This is a genomic window from Methylomonas rosea (assembly GCF_024505055.1).
Classification (GTDB): Bacteria; Pseudomonadota; Gammaproteobacteria; order Methylococcales; family Methylomonadaceae; genus Methylomonas; species Methylomonas rosea.
The window spans coordinates 1-20,197 of record NZ_JANIBL010000052.1 but is presented as its reverse complement, the minus strand read 5'-3'; the positions used below and the strand labels follow the sequence as shown (position 1 = coordinate 20,197).

Genomic DNA, 20,197 nt, shown 5'->3' with positions numbered 1-20,197 from the left:
ACTTTGTGGCTAACATACTGATTTATTCCAATAATCCTCAGCTGACAGCGCAGTGGACTCATGCGCTGATCGCGGAATATAACGTAAGTATGCTGCATAGTATTCGCGGTGAATATACGGCCGATGCGGTGATTTTCGATGCCAAAAAACTGGACGACGATGCCAGTTTGTTATCGGTTTTTGCCAACAAAAACGCCCGGTTTTTGGTCATGGGCTCGGATTGGCCGGAGAACAAGCAGATAGAGGTGTTGATTAACGGCGCCGCCGGCTATTGCGATCAATCGGAAGCGCCGGAGCTTTTAACCAGGGCTGTAGCTTGTATTTTGGCGGGCGATATTTGGATTCGTCGGGCCCTGGTGCCTAAAGTCATTGGTGTGTTGACCAGTGCCAGGCGTCCGCAACTTGCACCAAATACTGTCGACACCGAATTAAAGCTAAAGAAGCTTGCCAGTTTGTCCGCCCGGGAGGTGGAAGTGGCGGACATGATACGGCAGGGCGAAAGTAATAAGCGTATCGCCTTGGCAATGAATATTTCCGAACGGACGGTGAAAGCGCATTTGTCGTCGATTTTCAGGAAATTAAATGTCGATGACCGCTTAAGACTAGCCATATTGTTGAAAGAAATCGACCAATATCAGAGAGGAATGTCATGAGAGTCAGCAGGAGTTTGAGTTTAGGAATAGCCATGCATTTGGCCTGTGTGTCAACGAGTCAGGCCTTGAGTTTGCAAGAGTCTATTCAGAAAGTTCTGGATGAAAATCCCAAAATCCAAGCTGCCAAATCAGAACGCCGCGCCGTTGAAGAGGAAATCGGGCAAGCCAAGGCCGGTTATTTCCCGACGGTGGATGTCACGGCGGGCATCGGCTGGGAAGAATCGAATAACCCTACCACCCGTGGCCGCGGTGACGGATCGGTTTTTTATCATAGAGAGGAAGGGGCGATTCTAGCCAGACAAATGTTGTTTGACGGCCTGGCTACGCCCAATGAAGTGGAGAGGCAGGAAGCACGGACCGACTCTAGGGCTTACACCGTATTCGGCCAATCGGAAATTACCGCGCTAGATGGTGTTGAAGCCTATATCAAGGTGCTGCGGCGTCAGGAGTTGTTGAATCTGGCTAAGGAAAACCTGCAACGACATCAAGGTACTAACGATCAAATCAAGCTGCGTAGTGAGCGTGGCGTGGGTAAACGGGCCGACGTTGACCAGTCTATGGGCCGGGTAGCGTTGGCGGAAAAAAACGTGTTGTCCGAAATCGGTAATTTGAAAGACGCCGAGACCAGTTTCTTGCGAGTCATCGGCATATTGCCGGAGGGTATTCAGCCGATTCAATCGCCGGGAACTGCGCTGCCGCAGTCGCTGGATCAAGCGATAGAGGAAGCGTTGGCCGACCATCCCATTCTGAAATCCGCCAATTCCGATATTGATTCCGCATTTGCCCAACATGCGACGGCTATGGCGCCTTATTTCCCGCGTTTCGATATTGAGGCCGGTGCCAGTCACAATTACAACCTGGACGGGATTCGTGGCACCAACTCAGATATGACGGCAATGCTGAGGATGCGCTACAACATTTTTAACGGCGGCAAGGACATAGCCCGCCGCGAACAAACCGCGCAGTTAATCAATCAGGCCAAGGATATTCGCGATAATACGCACAGGCAGGTGATCGAGAGCATGCGACTGTCGTGGGTGGCTCATCAAACCGTGAAAAGCCAGTTGGAGTTTTTTAAACAGCACGTCGATTCCAGCGAGAAGACTATCAGTGCTTATCAGCAACAATTCAATATCGGTCAACGCACCCTATTGGATTTGCTGGATACCTTCAACGAGGCCTATATCGCTAAAAGCTCGTATATCAACGCCAAATACGACGAGCTGTTTTCGCAATTTCGGATTTTAGCGAGCAAAGGCCAACTGAATAAGTATTTGGGTACTACTTTGCCAACCGAAGTTCAACCGCTGAGTTCCGCCGATTAAGCCGAACGGCTAAGGCTTTTAATTCGACTCCCCCCGAATAGGCTCTGTTCGGGGGGGAGCATGGATTAGCTTCGTCTCTAGTTCAGCGGAAAAAGATTCAAGAAATTTAAGTCATCAAAGGCGTTGATCTCAAGCCTTATTTGGCAATATGCAATACGGCTTCCGAAACGATATCCATCAACTCCGTACCGCCTTGTTGCACATATTCCACAATCGCCTTACGCATCCGTGGTTCCCAAAAGTTTCTGATATGTTGTTCAACGCCTTTAATAGCCAATTCCCGGTCAGGCTCGGATTTGAAAAAAGCGCCTATGTTGTTGGCCATTTTTATGAGATTGTGGGTATCCATGATTTATGCGGCTGATTCTTGGTAATGTTGTAAACGATGAGGGTGAGTGTAGATCATGTGATTTTCGTGGCGGGCGAAGCCGACCAGGGTCAGTCCGCACTCTTCCGCCAATTGAATCGCTAAGGCGGTAGGCGCCGATATGGCCGCCAGCAAGGTGATGCCAACGCTGGCTGCTTTTTGTACCATTTCGTAACTGGCGCGACTGGTCACCAGTAGCCAGCCATTTTCAAAATCGCAGTTGGCCTTGGCTAATGAGCCGATCAGCTTATCCAGCGCATTATGGCGGCCGACATCTTCTCTTACAGTAACGATGCCGCGCTCCGGATGCAGCCACGCCGCCGCATGGACCGCACCGGTCAGCAAATTCAGAGATTGTTTTTGCGCCATATCGGCGAAACCGCCGCTCAATAGACCTGCGCTTAAAGCTAAACCTTGGCCGACATGATGCGGACGCCGAATGGCTTGCTCCAGTGTGGTGGCTCCGCACAAACCACAACCGGTTCTGCCGGTCATGTTTTTTCCCTTGCCGTGCAGCTTCTCAAAACGCTCTTCAGGAATCGTCATTCTAACTTCTACGCCTTTGGAGCGTTGTACGACGCGTACCGATTGCAATTCTGACGGTTGCCCGATGATTTCCTCTGTGAGACTAAAACCCAATGCAAAATCTTCCAGATTCAGGGGAGTCGTCAGCATCACCACATGCGGAATAGTGTTGTACACCAACACCACCGGCACTTCTTCGGCTACATAATCTTCTTTCGCGGTATGCACAGGCCCTCGCCAGCTATCGAACGTACCTGTTCGATAGCTGGTCCAGCCCAGTTCGCTTGAGACTGCATCCATAACGTGTTGCTGTTTACTCGTTGACCGCGATGCGGTTTTCCAGCAAAGACAACTGATTGTCGGAAAAGTCTTGGTACTCCTGTTGCCATGCCGACGGTTGCGCGACTTTTGCGACATGTACCGCAGTGACTTTGTATTCCGGACAGTTGGTTGCCCAATCCGAGTTATCGGTGGTGATGACGTTAGCGCCTGAATGCGGGAAATGGAAAGTGGTATACACCACACCCGGTTGCATGCGGTCGGTAATCAAGGCGCGCAACACGGTTTCGCCGGAACGGCTTTTCACGCCGCACCAGTCGCCATCGCTGATACCCAGTACTTCGGCATCGTGCGGATGCAATTCCAGGCGGTCTTCCTCGTGCCAGGCGACGTTTTCCGTGCGGCGCGTTTGGGCGCCGACGTTGTATTGCGACAAGATCCGGCCGGTAGTCAGAATCAGCGGATATTTGCTGCTGGTACGTTCTTCGGTAGCAACGTATTCGGTCAGCATGAATCGGCCTTTACCGCGCACGAAATGGTCTGCATGCATAATCGGCGTGCCGTCAGGGGTTTCGTCGTTGCAAGGCCATTGAATACTGCCCATTTCATCGATTTTTTCGTAACTGACACCGGCGAATTGTGGAGTCAGCGCCGCGATTTCGTCCATGATTTCCGAAGGATGGCTGTAATTCATCGGATAACCCAGCGCGTTGGATAAGTCCTGCGTTACTTCCCAGTCTTCCTTGCCGCCCAGTGGGGTCATGACTTTACGGACCGGTGAAATCCGCCGCTCAGCATTGGTAAAGGTGCCGTTTTTCTCCAGGAACGAGGAGCCTGGCAAAAATACGTGGGCAAATTTAGCCGTTTCGTTCAGAAAAATATCTTGTACTACCAAACATTCCAATTCACGCAGTGCGTGATGTACGTGGGTGATGTCTGGGTCGGATTGGGCGATATCTTCGCCTTGAACGTATAGGCCTTTGAAGCTACCGTCGATAGCGGCGCCAAACATATTGGGGATGCGCAAGCCTGGCTCTGATGAAAGAGTTACACCCCAAGCTGACTCGAATTGCATGCGGGTTTGCGAGTCGGAAACATGGCGATAGCCGACGAATTCATGCGGGAACGAGCCCATATCGCAAGAGCCTTGGACATTGTTCTGACCGCGCAGCGGGTTGACGCCAACACCATCTCTGCCGATATTGCCGGTGGCCATTGCCAGATTAGCGATGCCTATGACGGTTGTAGAACCTTGGCTGTGTTCGGTGACGCCCAAGCCGTAATAGATTGCGCCGTTGCCACCCGTTGCATAAAGGCGAGCCGCGGCGCGCATAGTTTCGGCGGGTACACCGGTTAATTCAGCGACGGCTTCCGGTGAATGTTCGGGTAGGGCAACGAAGGTTTTCCATTTGCCAAACGATTCGACATCGCAACGTTCCAACGCGAATTTCTCATCGGCCAAGCCTTCGGTGACGATCACGTGAGCTAACGCGGTTACCACAGCAACGTTGGTGCCGGGGCGCAGTTTCAAATGATAGTCGGCTTTTACGTGAGGGCTATTGCTAACCAAATCGATACTACGTGGATCGACCACGATCAGTTTCGCGCCTTGACGTAAGCGGCGTTTCATCATCGAACCGAATACCGGGTGGCCGTCGGTCGGGTTGGCGCCTATTACCATAATCACATCGGACTGCATTACCGAGTCAAAGGTCTGGGTGCCGGATGATTCACCAAATGTGCTTTTCAAGCCGTAGCCGGTGGGCGAGTGGCAAACGCGGGCGCAGGTATCGACATTGTTGTTACCGAAACCGGCGCGGATCAATTTTTGCACCAGATAGGTTTCTTCGTTGGTGCAACGTGACGAGGTGATGCCGCCGATTGAATCTTTGCCGTATTTAGCTTGAATGCCTTTTAATTTGTTGGCGGCAAATCCGATGGCTTCTTCCCAACTGACTTCGCGCCAAGGATCGGAAATTTTTTCCCGGACCATCGGTGTGGTGATGCGGTCTTTATGCGTGGCATAACCGAAAGCAAAACGGCCTTTTACGCAAGAGTGGCCATGATTGGCCTGGCCGTTTTTATCCGGCACCATGCGAACCAGTTGTTCGCCTTTCATTTCTGCTTTGAATGAGCAGCCGACGCCGCAGTAGGCGCAGGTGGTGATGGTGCTGTGTTCCGGCACACCGTTGTCGATTACCGCTTTTTCCATCAGCGTGGCGGTGGGACAGGCTTGTACGCAAGCGCCGCAGGATACGCATTCGGACTCCATGAAAGGCTGATTTTGCCCAGGAGAGACTTTGGAATCGAAGCCGCGGCCGTCGATGGTCAATGCGAAGGTACCTTGCACTTCTTCGCAGGCGCGTACGCATCGTGAACAAACGATACATTTGGCCGGGTCGAAACTGAAATAAGGGTTGCTGGTGTCTTTTTCGGAATCCAGGTGATTTTCGCCTTCGAAACCATAACGCACTTCGCGCAAGCCGACTTGACCGACGGTATCTTGCAATTCGCAATCGCCGTTGGCGGCGCAGGTTAAACAGTCTAAGGGATGATCGGAGATATACAGCTCGGCGATGCCGCGTCTGATGCTGGCCAATTTGTCATTCTGGGTGCAGACCTTCATGCCTTCGGCAACTGGGGTCGTGCAGGACGCCGGATAGCCGCGCGCTCCTTCGATTTGCACCAGGCACATCCGACAAGAACCGAACGGATCGAGGCTATCGGTGGCACACAATTTAGGAATGCTGATCCCTGCTTCGGCGGCGGCGCGCATCACGGAACTGCCGGCATTGACAGTGACCTTGTGGCCGTCGATTTCCAGAGTGACTTGATTTGCAGACGAACTTGCGGGAGTTCCGTAATCTATTTCGTTATTGGCAGACATATTTATCTCCTGGTAATCGCGATCAGGCTTTGGCGGATTGTAAGCCAAAGTCTTCAGGGAAATGATTCAGCGCGCTTAACACCGGGAAAGGTGTCATGCCGCCCATTGCACACAAAGATCCGTAAGTCATGGTGTCGCATAAATCGCGCAACAACACGGTGTTTTTGTCCTTTTGCACGCCCTCGACGATGCGATCAATTACTTCGACGCCACGTGTTGATCCTATTCGGCAAGGTGTGCATTTGCCGCAGGATTCTTCCACACAAAATTCCATTGCATAACGCGCCATGTCGGCCATATTGACGGTGTCGTCATGAACCACAATGCCGCCATGACCCAATACCGCTGAAATAGCCGCGAAGGCTTCGTAATCCAACGGTGTATCGAATTGGCCCTCATGCAGATAAGCACCCAGCGGTCCGCCGACCTGCACCGCGCGTATCGGTCGGCCGCTGGCTGAGCCGCCGCCGTAATCGTAAAGCAGCTCGCGCAAGGTCATGCCGAAAGCCACCTCAAACAGACCGGGGTGCTTGATATTTCCAGCGAGTTGCAGAGGTAGGGTGCCGCGAGAACGGCCCATACCATAGTTTTTATAATATTCGCCGCCTTTGTCCAGGATCACCGGAATCGAGGCCAGCGAAATGACATTGTTGACAATGGTGGGTTTGCCGAACAGGCCGACGATAGCGGGTAGTGGCGGCTTAAAACGCACCAATCCGCGCTTACCTTCCAGGCTTTCCAATAGGGAGGTTTCTTCGCCGCAAATATAGGCTCCGGCGCCGCTGCGTACTTCCAGGTGGAATGTTTTGCCGCTGTTTTGGATGTTTTCGCCCAAATAGCCGTTTTTGTAAGCTGCCTCGATAGCTTGATTCAGGGCAATCTTGGCATGTGGGTATTCGACGCGCAGATAGATATAACCTTGGGTAGCGCCGACGGCCAAGCCGGCGATAGTCATGCCTTCGATCAATACGAAGGGGTCGCCTTCCATGATCATCCGATCAGAAAACGTGCCGGAGTCGCCTTCGTCCGCATTACAGACGATGTACTTTTGATCCGCAGGGGCATTTAACACCGTATTCCATTTGATGCCGGTCGGAAACGCCGCGCCGCCACGACCGCGCAAGCCTGAGTCAGTCACTTGTTTGACGATCTCGGTTTGTTGCAAGGCCAACGCATTTTTCAAACCGCGGTATCCGTCGTGAGCCAAGTAGTCGTCGATGTTAACCGGGTCGGTTAAGCCGACGCGGGCGAAGGTAAGACGGTTTTGATTTTTGAAATAAGCTATTTCCTCAATGTTACCTAAAAAGAGGGGGTGTTGCTTGCCGTCCAGCATGCCGGCATCGAGTAAAGAGGCCACATCTTCCACTTGAACGGGGCCATAGGCAACTCTGCCTTGGCTGGTTTCGACTTCGATGAGGGGCTCCAGCCAGAACAATCCGCGAGAGCCATTGCGGACAATTTCTGCTGATAAGCCTTTGCTGTTAGCTTGCTGTTCCACGGCCTTGGCAACTTGCTCAGCACCGAGAGAAAGTGCGGTGGAATCACGGGAAATGAATACGCGTGTCATTATTTGGCACCTTTATAAGTGGCTAGCAAACGATCAAATTTTTCAGTTGTGACGCGACCCATCACCTCGTCGTCTATGGTGATTGATGGCGAACAAGCACAGTTACCCAAACAATAAACAGGTTCTAGTGAAAAAATTCCGTCGGCTGTGGTTTCGTGAAAATCGATGCCAAGTTGTTGTTTAGCATGGGTTTCCAAAACTTTTCCGTTCATGGCTTGGCATGATTCGGCTCGACAAATTCGTATCGTGTGCTCTCCGGGCGGTGTCTCCCGAAAATAATGATAAAAACTAATAACCCCGTGGACTTCCGCTTGGGAAAGATTGAGCGCCTTGGCAATGTCTACTACGGCGGCCGGCGGGATGTAGCCCAGAGTGTCCTGAATACCATGCAAAATGGGCAACAGATTACCCGGCATTGCTTGATGAGTGTTCAGTATTTCCAACACGGTGGGTTTTTGGGTTTGATAGTCTTGCATCATTGGCTCTGTAATAAATGACGAAAAGGTTATCGTCCTATTTAATCATGAACAAACCTGGATTTGCAATTCGGGTTCGTGCCTCAATCCCGCGTATTTCCTAAGCAAAGCAAGGTAATTGGAACATCGGACTCTGATTAGTTTGGGAAGTTCGCGTGGAAAAAATGTGATGGTGGATGCTTTACTTTTAAATGATAATTGTTATCATTAATGTGCATATGAATTAAGAGAGGGTATTATGTACGTGTGTGTGTGTAAAGCAGTCACCGATAGACAGGTTACGCAGGCAATTAGTCAAGGTGTGTGCAATCGTAGGCAATTGATGCAATGCACGGGCGCGGGTGGTGTTTGTGGAAAATGCACCGCCAGTATTAAAGCGTTGCTGGATGAAAATACTCAGAATCGGACGATGCAGGCTCACGCGGCATAGCCAGTTTGTTGGCTGAGCTTATCGGGATTTGATGGTTCAAATTACACAAAACAGAGCGAACACGCCGCCCTGTTTTGTGTTGAAAGATTACTTAGCAGTAGCTGCTGGTTCGGCAGGTTTTATGTCTGCATTTGGCGCAGTGCTGGCTGGTTCCGCAGGAGTAGCTTCAGTAGCAGGTGCAGCCTGATCAGCTGGTGCTGCCGGTTGAGCCTCTTCCTGCTTTGGCGGTGTCGGTGGCAACAAGACTTCAACTTTGGCGTTTTTGCGCAAATTTTCTATCATGGTTTGCGCTTTTTGGCGCTGCAGCATCGGGCGAATTTGTTCTTTGACAGAGTCAAACGGAGGCGGTGTTAGCGCTCTTGATTCTTCGCGCAGAATCACATGCCAACCAAACTGGGTTTGTACCGGTTGTTTGCTGAATTTGCCGTTTTCCAGCGCAACAACTGCTTCGGAGAAGGGCGGTACCATGCGATCAGCGGTAAACCAGCCTAAATCGCCACCTTCCGAGCCCATCGGGTCGATGGAATGTTTTTTAGCCAGCGCGGTAAAATCGCCGCCTTTTTCCAGTTCAGCGATCAGTTTTTTCGCTTCGTCTTCGGTTTTAACCAAAATGTGGCGGGCTTTGTATTCACTGCCCATATTAGCCATTTTGGAGTCGTATTCCGCTTTGATTTCTTCGTCAGTAACTGGGTTGGCTTTCAGATAGTCTTGCAGGGCTGCTTGCGACAATAAGGAGTTTCTAACGGTCGCCATACGTTCGATCACTTCCGGCGACTTATCCAGTTGCTTTTGCACGGCTTGCTGAATCAGCAATTCGCGTTGAATCAGTTCTTCCAACAGCTGTTCTTTTGGGAAGGTTTGGCCTTGGCTGCGTTCTGCAATTTCCTTTTCCAAGGTTTCCAAGGTTTTTTTGCTGATATAGGTGCCGTTAACCGAAGCAACCGCGTCCTCTTTGCTGACAGCCGGCGCCGCAGGTGCAGCCGCTTCCTTGGCTTTTTCTTCGAAGCAACCGGGTAACAGTACGCTACTGGCTAGTATCAGGGGAATAAGTTTCAGTTTCATCTTAAGAATTTCCTTTAGCTGTTTTCAGAGGGGGTTAAAGCGTTTATGCCCAGGGCATGGATTTCATCCTTCATCATGTCGCCCAAGGCCTGATAAACCAGCTGATGTCTTTGTACCAGCGATTTACCTTCGAATTGAGTGGATATGAGAGTGACATGGAAATGACCGCCACCTTTGTTGCCGGCGTGGCCGGCATGTGCGGCGCTATGGTCGATGATTTCGATTAATTCTGGCTTAAAAGCTTCTTCCAGCTTCTGTCTGATATGGTCGGCTGTCATTGGGGAAACACTTGTTTGAAAGGTTTAACGGTAACGCGAGCATATACGCCCGCACAGATATAAGGATCGGCATTGGCCCAGTCTTGGGCGTCCTGCTGACTGGCAAACTCGGCAACAATCAGGCTGCCGCTAAACCCGGCATCGCCGGGATTGTCGCTATCTATCGCCGGATGCGGACCCGCCAATACCAAGCGGCCTTGGTCTTGCAATATATTTAAGCGTTCCAGATGCTGCGGACGGGCGGCTAGGCGATTGCTGAGGCTGCCCGCGACATCTTCGGCCATGATGGCATATAACATTACTCTTTAGCCTCTGGTGCGGGAATAAACTTATACAAGAACACTATTTGTACGGCAATAAAAATAAGCATCAGACCGGGAACGCCGAAAGTTTTAAAGCTGACCCAGTCGTCGGTGCTGTAGTTCGCCATCACATATAAATTTAAACAGCCGACCCCGATAAAAAACATGGACCAACTCAGGTTAAGGCGTTTCCAGATACGATCCGGCAATTCGAGGTTTGCGCCCATCATGCGTTCTATAAAGGTTTTTTTGCCGACGAATTGGCTGACCAAAAATGCTCCGCCGAATAGCCACTCAATGATGGTTAGCTTCCACTTAATGAACTGTTCGTCTTGTAAATACAGCGTCGCACCACCCATGACCAAAATTAATCCTAGTGTAATCCACTGCATGGTTTCCACTTTGCGATATAGCAGCCAATAGCTGATGACCTGCACAACCGTGGCGGCGATTACGACGGCAGTGGCAATGTAAATGTCGTACAGCTTGTAGGCGACAAAGAATAGAACGATAGGGAAAAACTCTAAAAGCGGTTTCATGATTGACGTTTAAAGATGGGAGGGAGGTTAGACGTAAAGATCGATACCGGAAATGATCTCGGCAACCCGATTTTGGGCGGGTTGATTGCGGTTTTCTGTGTAGGCGTTCAATGCTTTCAACGTACGCGAATTGCTTGGTTGGTCGTTATTGCTTACCGTCAACCCGTTATCTGCCAAAGCTGCCTTAATTTGCGCGGTTGATGAGGTTTTAGGTAAATCAGGATTCTGCCTGGGTATTCCGGTTTCGTCACTATTAGGCTTTTGCTTTTGTTCAAGATTATTATCCGGCCGTACGGCTCTCGGCTGGTTATAACCGACCGGATAAAAAGCCAAAGATGAACTGTGTATTGTGTTCACGAAGCGCGATTAGAGCCCAAGTATCAATTACTTCATTGTAGAATCTTTGGCAGCAATTGTACATGAGCCTCGCGGCTTTGCTGCTAAAATGCCGGTTTTAAAGGAGGATTTCATGGCTCAGTCCAATAACATCGAACTGGAAGCGGCAGCTTTCAGGCAATTGCTTACTCATTTGCAACAACATACCGAAGTACAAAATATCGAACTGATGGTGCTCGCCGATTTTTGCCGGAATTGCCTGGCGAAATGGTATGCGGCGGCAGCCGCAGAACGCGCAATCGACATCGATTACGAGCAAGCGCGGCAAATTGTCTACGGTATGCCTTACAGCGAATGGAAGGAAAAATATCAACGCGAAGCCACTCCAGAGCAGTTGGCGGCGTACGACGCAAAACAAAAACTGAAAGCGCAATCATGAAGGATGAAAAACCTTTCGATGCGATGTTCTCCAGCGTGATTGGTCAAGAATATCAAATGCTAAACTTGATATGCCCATTTGCGACGGAAATGAGCCGCTTAGTCGGTGAAATGGTTGGCGCTTACTGTGAGGGGCGGAACACGCCGCAGACAGTGGTTGAACTCGGGGGTGGTACGGGTATCACCACGCTGGCGATCCTGTCTGCCGCGGACAACCTGAATATCTTAAGTGTCGATAACGAACCCACCATGCAAAACCAGGCGAAGCAGAGTTTGCGGGATTGGGTTGCAGCAGGCAGATTGAGTTTTTCCGGCGAAGATGCGCTGGCGGCGTTGCAAGCGTTAGCGAGCGACAGTGTCGATATTTTGGCGTCGGCATATACTTTGCATAATTTCCATATCGATTACCGGCGTCAAGTGTTGGCCGAAATATATCGGGTGTTAAAGCCGGGTGGAAAATTCGTCAACGGTGACCGTTATGCCTTGGATGATATTAGCGCGCATACCCGCAGCATTCAGCAAGAAGTCGGCGGCTATTTTAAGGTGTTGACCGAAATCAACCGATTGGATTTACTCGAGCATTGGATAGTCCATCTGTTTAACGACGAGTCGGAAAATCATGTTATGCGCGAATCCGTCGCGTTGGCGCAGATGGCTGAGGCCGGTTTTCGGGACATCGATTTGCAGCAACGCATGGAGGTCAATGCCTTGGTAACTGCGGTTAAATGATACCTTGCGGTGCTTGCGAATCAGGATTTGCTGAACTATGTGCGGCTTAAACGAGAAAAAACATGGCTGAATCGACTGGTAGTAAAAACAAAAAAACCTTGGATGCGTTCGCCGACGATTTGGATGCCATGCTCAATATTGGCGATCCCTCCGAACAACAGGTTGGCACGATAGACGATGACGAAGCCATTGACCGTTTGCTGGTCGGCGACGAGATATTCGAGCCTGAGGCGCAACAGGAAATTGACGAGTTTGCGGATATCGATGAATTGCTGGGTGCGAATGAGCCTAAGGCAGCATCGAGTTTGGCCGACGATATTGATGAGTTTGGCGACGATTTCAACGCCGACATCGGCATTAATCCCGGACGCGAGCAACAAGTGATCGATGATGAGTTTGCCGATATCGTCGATGCCGAAAATCAGGATGACCCCTTAGAGTTGCGGGTTGATGATGTGTTTGAAGAAGTCGCGGAGTTAGAGCGGGTTGGTCAAATCGACGATTTCGCTGAAGACACCCCGGTCGCCGCAGTGGGTTTGCCGGAAACCGTGGTGGACGAATTGGAGAATATGGCCGAGATAGACGAGTTTTCCGATGACGCTGAGTTGGCTGGCGGCAATGCCGATTTTCTAATCGCGGATTTCGATATTTCGGCTGATGACGAATATGCACCAGCGGCACCGCCTATCGTCGATGATTTCGCCGATTTGGAAGAACCCGATAACAGCGTCCAATCAAGTGCGCCGGAACCGGAGCCAGATTTGGATCAGATATTTGCGGCAGCGGTCAGTGAGCAAGATAGCGAGGAAGAATTAGTCGCCGTTCAGAGTAATGAGCCGGAAATAGCGCCGATTGCCGAAGCGGTCGAGCAAGTTCAAGTCGCCCCGGTGCCGCCGATACAAGTCATCGATCATAGTAGCGAAATTGCCGCTTTGAATCGGAATATCGTCGACCTCAAAAAGCATCAACAGCAGATTCGCCACGACCTGACCGAGGCGGCAGGAAAAAATGAGCTACTCGGTTGTCTGGATAGCCTGGAAAGCGTGCAGACTGAGCAGAAAAAAACCAAGCGCGCCTTGGATGCCTTGGCCGCTAAAAAGCCGGTTGCTGCCTATGTGGCCAATGGCATCGCGGCTGCGGCGCTGCTGATCGGCACCGGATTAGGAATACAAGGCATGATTGCCAAGTCGCAAGTTGGCGAGTTGATCACCATTATCGGGAAATTGCAGGAACAAGTGAATGCCGCGCCTGCCAGCGATGCGGCGGACAAGGAAATGTTGCGCAAACAGTTGGACGAATTGACGGTGAGCAATGGGGTGATGGCCACTCAGATTGCGGAACTAAGTAAGGCGGGGCATGCTGATACTGGTGCTGCAAAAGCGAACGGCGAGCAGGCTAAACTTTCTCCTGAAATCGGCAGCCAGATCATGCAAATCGGCGCTGCCATAGAAACGTTGCAAAACAAGGTGAGCGCCTTGGAAAAAGGTCGAGCGGTAGCTGCCGCCCCGGCCCCTAAGCCAGAGAAGAAAAAGCCGGTACCGGTCGAGGAAAATTGGGCGGTCAATTTAATAGCGTTTAAACAGGATTGGTATGCCAAGAGCAAAGCCCAAGAGTTCGCGGGCAAAGGTGTGCCGGCCAAAGTAATCAAAACCGAATCCAAGGGCGAAAACTGGTATCGTTTGTTTGTGGACGGATTTAAAACCCAGTACGAAGCGGCGGCTTATGCGGCGAAAATCAAGAAAACCCTTAATCTCGATTCGGTCTGGGTTACCCGCAATAAAGAATAGCCATGGATAATCAGAAACTTGTGGTTGCAGTATCGTCCAGGGCCTTATTCAATCTGGATGAATCGCATGCGATTTTCGAAACCCAGGGTAAGGAAGCATTTTGTCGTTACCAGATCGAGCACGAAAACGAAATTTTGCCGCCGGGTTTTGGATTTTCCTTGGTGAAGAAGTTTCTGGATATTAACAAAGCCTTCCCCGGAGCGCCGCTGGTGGAAATTATCCTGCTGTCACAAAATAGCGCGGATACCGGCTTGCGCATCTTTAATTCGATTAATCACTACGAACTGGCGATTAGCCGGGCGGCATTTACCAGTGGCGTGTCACCCTACGAATACATTCCGGCTTTTGGGGCACATCTGTTTTTATCCGCCAACGGTGATGATGTCAGAAAAGCCTTGGCGGCCGGTTATGCCGCAGCGACCATTGTCTCCGGCGCGGTAGCCAATCTGTCGCCGCAGTTGCGGATTGCTTTTGATGGCGATGCGGTGTTATTTTCAGACGAGTCCGAGCGTATTTATCAACAACACGGATTGGCAGCTTTTGCCGCTAACGAGCGCAGTGAAGCGCATAGGCCGCTATCCGACGGACCATTGAAAGAATTTTTAAGCGCCTTACACCGCATTCAGACGCATTTTGACCAAGAGGTGTCGCCGATCCGCACCGCGTTGGTCACTGCTCGCGCCGCGCCCGCTCACGAACGGGTGGTGAGAACCTTGCGGGCCTGGGGGATTAGAATAGACGAAGCCTTGTTTTTAGGCGGCATGCCCAAGGGGGCGTTTTTAAAAGCGTTCGGGGCCGATATTTTCTTCGATGATCAAAAAGGTCATTGCGATTCCGCAGAGTCCCATCAAATCGCTGCCGCCCACGTCCCTCATGGTGTCACAAATCAACACCGACCCTGAAGCGTACTAGCCAGGGTGTGCTTTCTAAGCAGGCTTTCAAATATAGGGTGTTGCCGTACAGGAGACTGATTTTACTGCCTACCGTGTATTTGCTGTTAGCTAACAACACCTCGGGGTGATCGGTTTCCATCCCGATGACTATTGCTTTTTGGCTGCCGCCGGCATTTTCGATGTCGTGGATTGCGACGTTGCCGATAATGGGTTCCAGCAAAATTAGCGTCACATCTTCGTATAGGGTTTGCTGACGAACTATTACCAGTTTGGCGGGTTGTTGCTCCCTGCACAGTAAGCCAATATCGCCGGTTGAACAATTGGGCGCGGGGCTTTCCGCCACCAGGAATTGTTTGCTGACGTTGCGTAACAGACTCAGACTAGTCCCGTGTTCAGGGAAACTGACAATACTGGCATTGAGCGGTTTGTAGAAACTTTTTTCATGTTCCAACGGCACCAGAGACATATCTCGAGCCAGTGACCTACCGCGCGATAATTGCGAGCTAAGGTTCATGATTTTCGATAATTTTTCTTCGCCTTGCAGATGGGCGCTGACCGCAACGAAGCCTTCAAGAAGGTGGGCCGGCATTGGCGGACCGATAGCTACCGACGCGAAAATATTGCTGTATCCGGTTAAGTGCGAGGCCAGTTTGGTTTGCATGTTGGAATTCAGCTCTGTCTCGATTTCGCCGAGTTGCAAGGCATGGCCGAAACTTAAGCAGTTGATGTATACCGAGCCGCGCGGCAATGTGCCGTTAGTGCGCGGTACCGGGCCTGGTTCGCTGCCCAGATTCCAAAAAAAACCGCAATCCGTATTTGGGTTTTTGCTGATCTCCAGGCGATCCTGATGTCGATTGACCAACTGAAATAATTGACTGATTTCAGTTGTTGAGTAGCGGTTGGGTGTGCTGAGTGCAAACAATAGATTGCGTTTGACGACGGCTTCAATGGTGTTTTGTAACTTGAACTCCTGAGGTTTGGGCGAGATCGGCTTTTTTAACAGTTGCAATTCGCCGGCTATTGTGTAAAGCAGGCCACTCTTTTTCCACAAGGTTGTGGACGGCATTTCGTAAAACAGCGCCGTGCTGCGCAGACAATACCCCACGAGTTGCAAGGCATAAAATATCGCTTGTTGGGTCAGCAATGTATCAAGTTGTTTGGTCTCGACAGTACGGCAAAAGGCCAGGCTCAAGTGCCTGAGTAACTGGATGGCTAGTTTCGCGATTTTAAGTGCTTTGCTGTTGGTGGCTATGTCTGTTTCGGAACGCGCCGCGTTGGTTAAACCATTAGATAAATGCAAGGTTAGCGGCGTTAAATTGACGAGTATCGGCAACACGTTTACGGCTGCGGCGCTGCTGCGAGTCAGTTGTTTAAGGACAAGATTCAACTGATTTGCAGCGTTCGCCGCCGGTAGCGCGCTTAATGAATTAATCCATCCGCCGAGGGATTCCGTTGACAGCTCAAAAGGCAGCGATGCGTTATCGGTCATGTACTTGCGAGTTAAGTTGTGTTGAAAACATTACCTCAGTTTAGTTCAGATTGGCGGCTATAGGCAGCTGCCAATTTTACGAAACCCCGGCAGCTGCATAAAATGCCGATTCCATCGAATAAACACAGCAGAGTAATGAAGCGAATATTGAATTTTAAATGGGAACTTGCCGCACCGGTTTTTGGGGCATTGCTCACGATGGCCTTTGCTCCGTACGATTATGCCTACGGCGCAATCGTCGCATTAGTTTTCATTTACTGGGTTTGGCAGCGGCAGGTGCCGAAGAGGGCGGCTCTCAGTGGTTATTTGTTTGGCTTGGGCTTGTTCGGTTCCGGTATTTGGTGGACGTATATCAGTATTCACGATTTTGGCGGCGGCGACCCGTATAGCTCGATAGCGCTGACGGCTTTGCTGGTAGCGGTTTGGGCTTTATTCCCGGCGTTAACCGGTTGGTTTATCGCCAAAACCTCGGTGTGGTCCGGGGCATGGTTACGAATAATAGCCGCCGCTATTGCTTGGGTAGCGGTAGAGTACTTTCGCGGTTACTGGTTGTTGAACGGTTTTCCCTGGCTGCAAATAGCCTACAGCCAACTATCGACACCGTTAGCCGGCTACGCGCCGTTGGCCGGGGTTTATGGGGTCGGTTTTTTATTGACTGTATCGGCTTTTTCAGTCGTGGAGATGCTGCGTGGCAAATTGCCGGCGCTACAGGGCTTGCTCGTTTTAGGCTTAATTTGGGCTGGCGGTGGCTATTTGCAAACCGTGTCATGGACTCAAGCAGCCGGCGCGCCGATCAAGGTAACATTGGTCCAAGGTAATATCGGCCAGGATCAGAAGTGGCAAAAAAATCAGAAACTCAATACGCTCAGGCTTTATCAAGAGCTCACAGAACAGCATTGGGATTCCGATGTGATTATCTGGCCGGAAACCTCGATTCCGGCCTTTCTGTCGCAAGTGAAAGAGTTTTACATTGATCCGCTGCAAACTGCCGCGCAAGCGCATGGGGTTGATTTGGTTGTTGGACTGCCCAGTAGCGGGCAGGGCAAGGATTATTACAACAGCGTCATGACCTTGGGCGAAAAGCAAGCCTTGTATCACAAAAATCATCTACTGCCGTTTGGCGAATATTTACCGCTTCAGCCTTTATCCGGGTGGGTATTGGATAAATTGCAAATTCCGCTCGGCGATTTTGCTGCCGGCGGCGATCGCCAAACCTTATTGTCGGCGGGCGGTCACGCGTTTGTCACCACTATCTGCTATGAAGATGCATTCGGCGAATTGGTTGCCAGGCAGATTGCGGATGCTGCCTACATTGTGAATATGACTAACGATGCCTGGTTCGGCGACTCGTCGCAACCGCATCAACACATGCAAATGGCGCAAATGCGGGCGCTGGAAACCGGCCGCTATCTAGCAAGGGCCACTAACACCGGCGTAACCGGATTTGTCGGTCCGGATGGTGCATTGCGCAAGCAAGCGCCCTTATTCACTACCATCACTTTAACCGACTATATCGTGCCTATGAGCGGTCTAACTCCTTACGTTATTTTGGGTGATAAAGGTTTTTTCTTAATATTGGCGATATTGCTGCTGCTGACGTATGCCTGGAATCGCTGGTTCAGTGCGGGCTTTTTCAAGCAAGGTGCTGAAGCCGTTTAGAATCGCGCCGATTGATTTTGAAAACCCACTGTATGGAATTTTATGGCCTATAAGCAATGTAAATCCGTAGTTCTGATTGGTACGCTGATCTTGGCTTTTGGAACATCTCAGGCAGAACAAGTTTTAGAAACGCCCGCGTTCTGGTTGGAATCAGGGCAAAACAGCATCAAGACTGCTGAGCAGCTTAAAGCCAATAATGCATTAGCCAAAAACGTGATTCTGTTCGTCGGCGACGGCATGGGCATTTCGACTATTACCGCCGCGCGTATTTTGGAAGGGCAACGCAAACCGGGTAATCGTGGCGGCGAGGAGAATTCGCTGAGTTTCGAGACAGCGCCTTATGTGGCGCTGTCGAAAACGTACAGCGCTAATCAGCAAACCCCGGATTCCGCACCAACCATGTCTGCCATGATTACCGGCGTGAAAACCAACGACGGTGAGTTGTCGGTGGGGATACAGGTGGCTCGCCAGGAAAAAAGCGCAGATGTTATCAATACCTACAAGGTGAAAACCTTACTCGAACAAGCCGAGGAAAAAGGCCTCTCGACTGGCGTGGTCTCTACTGCCCGAGTCACTCATGCCACTCCGGCAGCTTGTTACGCTCACACCTCCGAGCGTGATTGGGAGTCCGATGTGCACGTTCCAGCCGGTGCTACAGTTAGCGATATTGCCAAGCAACTGCTGGAGTTCAGTTACGGTAATGGCCTGGAAGTGGCTTTGGGCGGCGGACGCAGCATGTTTTTGCCCAATACGACTCCCGACCCGGAAGAAAGCGATAAATTTGGTAGTCGTAAAGATGGTGTGGATTTGACCCAACGTTGGTTAGCCCAATACCCGAAATCTGCCTACGTTTTTAACAAAGCCGGCTTCGACGCGATAGATCCTAAGCAAACCCAGCATTTACTGGGTTTGTTCGAACGTTCGCACATGGAATATGAGCATGATAGACCGAACGATAAAGGTGGGGAGCCGTCCTTGACCGAGATGACCGAAAAAGCCATAGACATATTGTCGAAAAATAAAAAAGGCTATGTGCTGATGGTGGAAGCCGGCCGCATCGATCATGCTCATCATGCCGGTAATGCCTACAGGGCCTTGACGGAAACAATCGAGCTATCCAATGCGGTGCGCAAGGCGCTGGAAAAAACTAATCCTAAAGATACCTTAATCGTCGTCACCGCCGATCACAGTCATACCTTTACCATTACCGGTTACCCGCAACGCGGTAATCCAATCATGGGCTTGGTAAAACAAACCGGCGAAACCGGTTTTGCCAAAGACAGTAACGGATTGCCTTACGCGACGTTGGGATATGCCAATGGTCCGGGTTATCGAGGTCAAAATGGACGCCCCGATCTAAGCGCTGTCGATACGGCGAATCCCGATTTCCTGCAGGAAGCTATCGTACCGCTAGGCAGTGAAACTCACGGCGCCGAAGATGTGGCGATTTTCGCGTTCGGCCCCAAAGCGCACTTATTTCATGGCGTACAGGAGCAAAGTTATATCTATCAAGTTATGGCGCATGCATTGAATTTTAAGGCGGGGCGGTGAAAGTTGACCAATCGTGAATACAGAATTCCCCACGCAATTTAGGCAAAGAACAATCTCTCAGATAAGGCCTTAAGACCTCTGAGTGCCTCTCGTACTTGTATAAGCGCGCGGGCCACGCTATATCGGCAAATTTGAAAATTCATGGCAAATTAGCGTTTGGCCGAGTTTGCTTGGGCCTTTAATAATGAAATCTTAATTTACACATAATCTAGATTTAAGGAAGTGTGAATAAAGTAGCGACACACGAATCTAGCTTAGACGGTTATAAGGAAAAAATTATGGACAATATAAAAGCGATACCAATAGCCAACAATACTGACGTTACTTATTGTGACCACCCCACTTTGACCATGGAATTCGCCTATGGGTCGCCAACCGGGAATTTTATCTGTATGGAATGTGGGCGACTATTATCCATATCGGCCACCCGGCAGATAGCATCGGTCCCGAATGCTGCGCCAATAAAAACCATGTCACCTTTAAGATTGCCCGTATTTATAGTTTAGGCACGTCCAGTAGAAAACCACGGGCACAAAAAAGCCGGGTATTATTCCCGGCTCTGATTGTCCAATTGATAATTTGGTCGATTTTCGCAAATTAAGTATTCTGGTTAAACTGAATTAAA

20 protein-coding genes are annotated in these 20,197 nt (G+C 50.5%); 9 read left to right on the top strand and 11 right to left on the bottom strand.

Annotation, left to right across the window (positions count from 1 at the left end):
• Window positions 1-5 precede the first annotated feature (5 nt).
• The gene (locus tag NP589_RS15760; RefSeq protein WP_256607856.1) at window positions 6-653 is read left to right on the top strand and encodes a response regulator transcription factor; all 648 of its coding nucleotides are present in this window, start codon (window positions 6-8) and stop codon (window positions 651-653) included.
• Window positions 650-1,978 carry a TolC family outer membrane protein gene (locus NP589_RS15755; RefSeq protein WP_256607855.1) on the top strand — a complete coding sequence of 443 codons (1,329 nt, stop codon included), beginning with the start codon at window positions 650-652 and terminating at the stop codon, window positions 1,976-1,978. Before NP589_RS15760 ends, NP589_RS15755 begins: the two co-directional genes overlap by 4 nt.
• A 136-nt stretch (window positions 1,979-2,114) precedes the next feature.
• Here NP589_RS15755 and NP589_RS15750 read toward each other — a convergent pair whose 3' ends face one another.
• Genes NP589_RS15750 through NP589_RS15730 form a run of 5 tightly spaced genes read right to left on the bottom strand, consistent with a single transcriptional unit; the run spans window position 2,115 to window position 8,079 of the window.
• A complete protein-coding gene (locus NP589_RS15750; protein WP_036275776.1) occupies window positions 2,115-2,327 on the bottom strand; it encodes a formate dehydrogenase subunit delta in 213 nt (70 codons plus the stop codon).
• A 3-nt stretch (window positions 2,328-2,330) separates the two neighbouring features.
• On the bottom strand, window positions 2,331-3,170 hold the full coding sequence (fdhD, locus tag NP589_RS15745; protein WP_256607854.1) for a formate dehydrogenase accessory sulfurtransferase FdhD: 840 nt from the start codon (window positions 3,168-3,170) through the stop codon (window positions 2,331-2,333).
• A 13-nt stretch (window positions 3,171-3,183) separates the two neighbouring features.
• Window positions 3,184-6,036, bottom strand: coding sequence for a formate dehydrogenase subunit alpha (fdhF, locus tag NP589_RS15740; RefSeq protein WP_256607853.1), 2,853 nt, complete (start codon window positions 6,034-6,036; stop codon window positions 3,184-3,186).
• 22 nt (window positions 6,037-6,058) lie between these two features.
• Window positions 6,059-7,603: a formate dehydrogenase beta subunit gene (locus NP589_RS15735; RefSeq protein ID WP_256607852.1), complete on the bottom strand. Its 1,545-nt coding sequence runs from the start codon at window positions 7,601-7,603 to the stop codon at window positions 6,059-6,061.
• Complete coding sequence (locus NP589_RS15730; protein ID WP_256607851.1) at window positions 7,603-8,079, bottom strand: formate dehydrogenase subunit gamma; 477 nt, start codon at window positions 8,077-8,079, stop codon at window positions 7,603-7,605. Before NP589_RS15730 ends, NP589_RS15735 begins: the two co-directional genes overlap by 1 nt.
• Before the next feature lie 238 nt (window positions 8,080-8,317).
• Between NP589_RS15730 and NP589_RS15725 the strand changes: the two genes are divergently transcribed.
• Window positions 8,318-8,509 (top strand): (2Fe-2S)-binding protein, encoded by a 192-nt coding sequence (locus NP589_RS15725; RefSeq protein ID WP_082879864.1) that lies wholly within the window; start codon window positions 8,318-8,320, stop codon window positions 8,507-8,509.
• 87 nt (window positions 8,510-8,596) lie between these two features.
• On the opposite strand, the gene NP589_RS15720 is transcribed toward NP589_RS15725, so the two are convergent.
• From NP589_RS15720 to NP589_RS15700, 5 genes are read right to left on the bottom strand one after another with little or no spacing between them, the layout of a single operon-like run.
• Window positions 8,597-9,571, bottom strand: a complete 975-nt coding sequence (locus NP589_RS15720; protein WP_256607850.1) for a peptidylprolyl isomerase — start codon at window positions 9,569-9,571, stop codon at window positions 8,597-8,599.
• A gap of 14 nt (window positions 9,572-9,585) precedes the next feature.
• Window positions 9,586-9,849: a BolA family protein gene (locus NP589_RS15715; protein WP_020482975.1), complete on the bottom strand. Its 264-nt coding sequence runs from the start codon at window positions 9,847-9,849 to the stop codon at window positions 9,586-9,588.
• On the bottom strand, window positions 9,846-10,148 hold the full coding sequence (locus NP589_RS15710) for a YciI family protein (RefSeq protein WP_256607849.1): 303 nt from the start codon (window positions 10,146-10,148) through the stop codon (window positions 9,846-9,848). The genes NP589_RS15715 and NP589_RS15710 overlap by 4 nt, the downstream gene beginning before the upstream one ends.
• Window positions 10,148-10,690 (bottom strand): septation protein A, encoded by a 543-nt coding sequence (locus NP589_RS15705; protein ID WP_026601926.1) that lies wholly within the window; start codon window positions 10,688-10,690, stop codon window positions 10,148-10,150. The genes NP589_RS15710 and NP589_RS15705 overlap by 1 nt, the downstream gene beginning before the upstream one ends.
• Before the next feature lie 27 nt (window positions 10,691-10,717).
• The gene (locus tag NP589_RS15700) at window positions 10,718-11,047 is read right to left on the bottom strand and encodes a hypothetical protein (RefSeq protein ID WP_155931108.1); all 330 of its coding nucleotides are present in this window, start codon (window positions 11,045-11,047) and stop codon (window positions 10,718-10,720) included.
• Window positions 11,048-11,159: 112 nt separating this feature from the next.
• Here NP589_RS15700 and NP589_RS15695 point away from each other — a divergent pair, with 112 nt between their 5' ends.
• From NP589_RS15695 to NP589_RS15680, 4 genes are all read left to right on the top strand, one after another.
• On the top strand, window positions 11,160-11,465 hold the full coding sequence (locus tag NP589_RS15695; RefSeq protein WP_256607848.1) for a DUF1244 domain-containing protein: 306 nt from the start codon (window positions 11,160-11,162) through the stop codon (window positions 11,463-11,465).
• Complete coding sequence (locus NP589_RS15690) at window positions 11,462-12,193, top strand: class I SAM-dependent methyltransferase (protein WP_256607847.1); 732 nt, start codon at window positions 11,462-11,464, stop codon at window positions 12,191-12,193. The genes NP589_RS15695 and NP589_RS15690 overlap by 4 nt, the downstream gene beginning before the upstream one ends.
• Window positions 12,194-12,255: 62 nt before the next feature.
• On the top strand, window positions 12,256-13,980 hold the full coding sequence (locus tag NP589_RS15685) for an SPOR domain-containing protein (RefSeq protein WP_256607846.1): 1,725 nt from the start codon (window positions 12,256-12,258) through the stop codon (window positions 13,978-13,980).
• Window positions 13,981-13,982: 2 nt separating this feature from the next.
• A complete protein-coding gene (locus NP589_RS15680; RefSeq protein ID WP_256607845.1) occupies window positions 13,983-14,882 on the top strand; it encodes a 5'-nucleotidase in 900 nt (299 codons plus the stop codon).
• Here NP589_RS15680 and NP589_RS15675 read toward each other — a convergent pair.
• On the bottom strand, window positions 14,860-16,362 hold the full coding sequence (locus NP589_RS15675) for a cyclic-di-GMP receptor FimW-related protein (RefSeq protein ID WP_504137422.1): 1,503 nt from the start codon (window positions 16,360-16,362) through the stop codon (window positions 14,860-14,862). The genes NP589_RS15680 and NP589_RS15675 overlap by 23 nt on opposite strands.
• 102 nt (window positions 16,363-16,464) lie before the next feature.
• Here NP589_RS15675 and lnt point away from each other — a divergent pair, with 102 nt between their 5' ends.
• Both lnt and NP589_RS15665 read left to right on the top strand, forming a co-directional pair.
• Window positions 16,465-18,021, top strand: coding sequence for an apolipoprotein N-acyltransferase (lnt, locus tag NP589_RS15670; RefSeq protein ID WP_371929679.1), 1,557 nt, complete (start codon window positions 16,465-16,467; stop codon window positions 18,019-18,021).
• A 42-nt stretch (window positions 18,022-18,063) separates the two neighbouring features.
• Complete coding sequence (locus NP589_RS15665; protein WP_256607841.1) at window positions 18,064-19,572, top strand: alkaline phosphatase; 1,509 nt, start codon at window positions 18,064-18,066, stop codon at window positions 19,570-19,572.
• The last annotated feature ends 625 nt before the right edge of the window (window positions 19,573-20,197 follow it).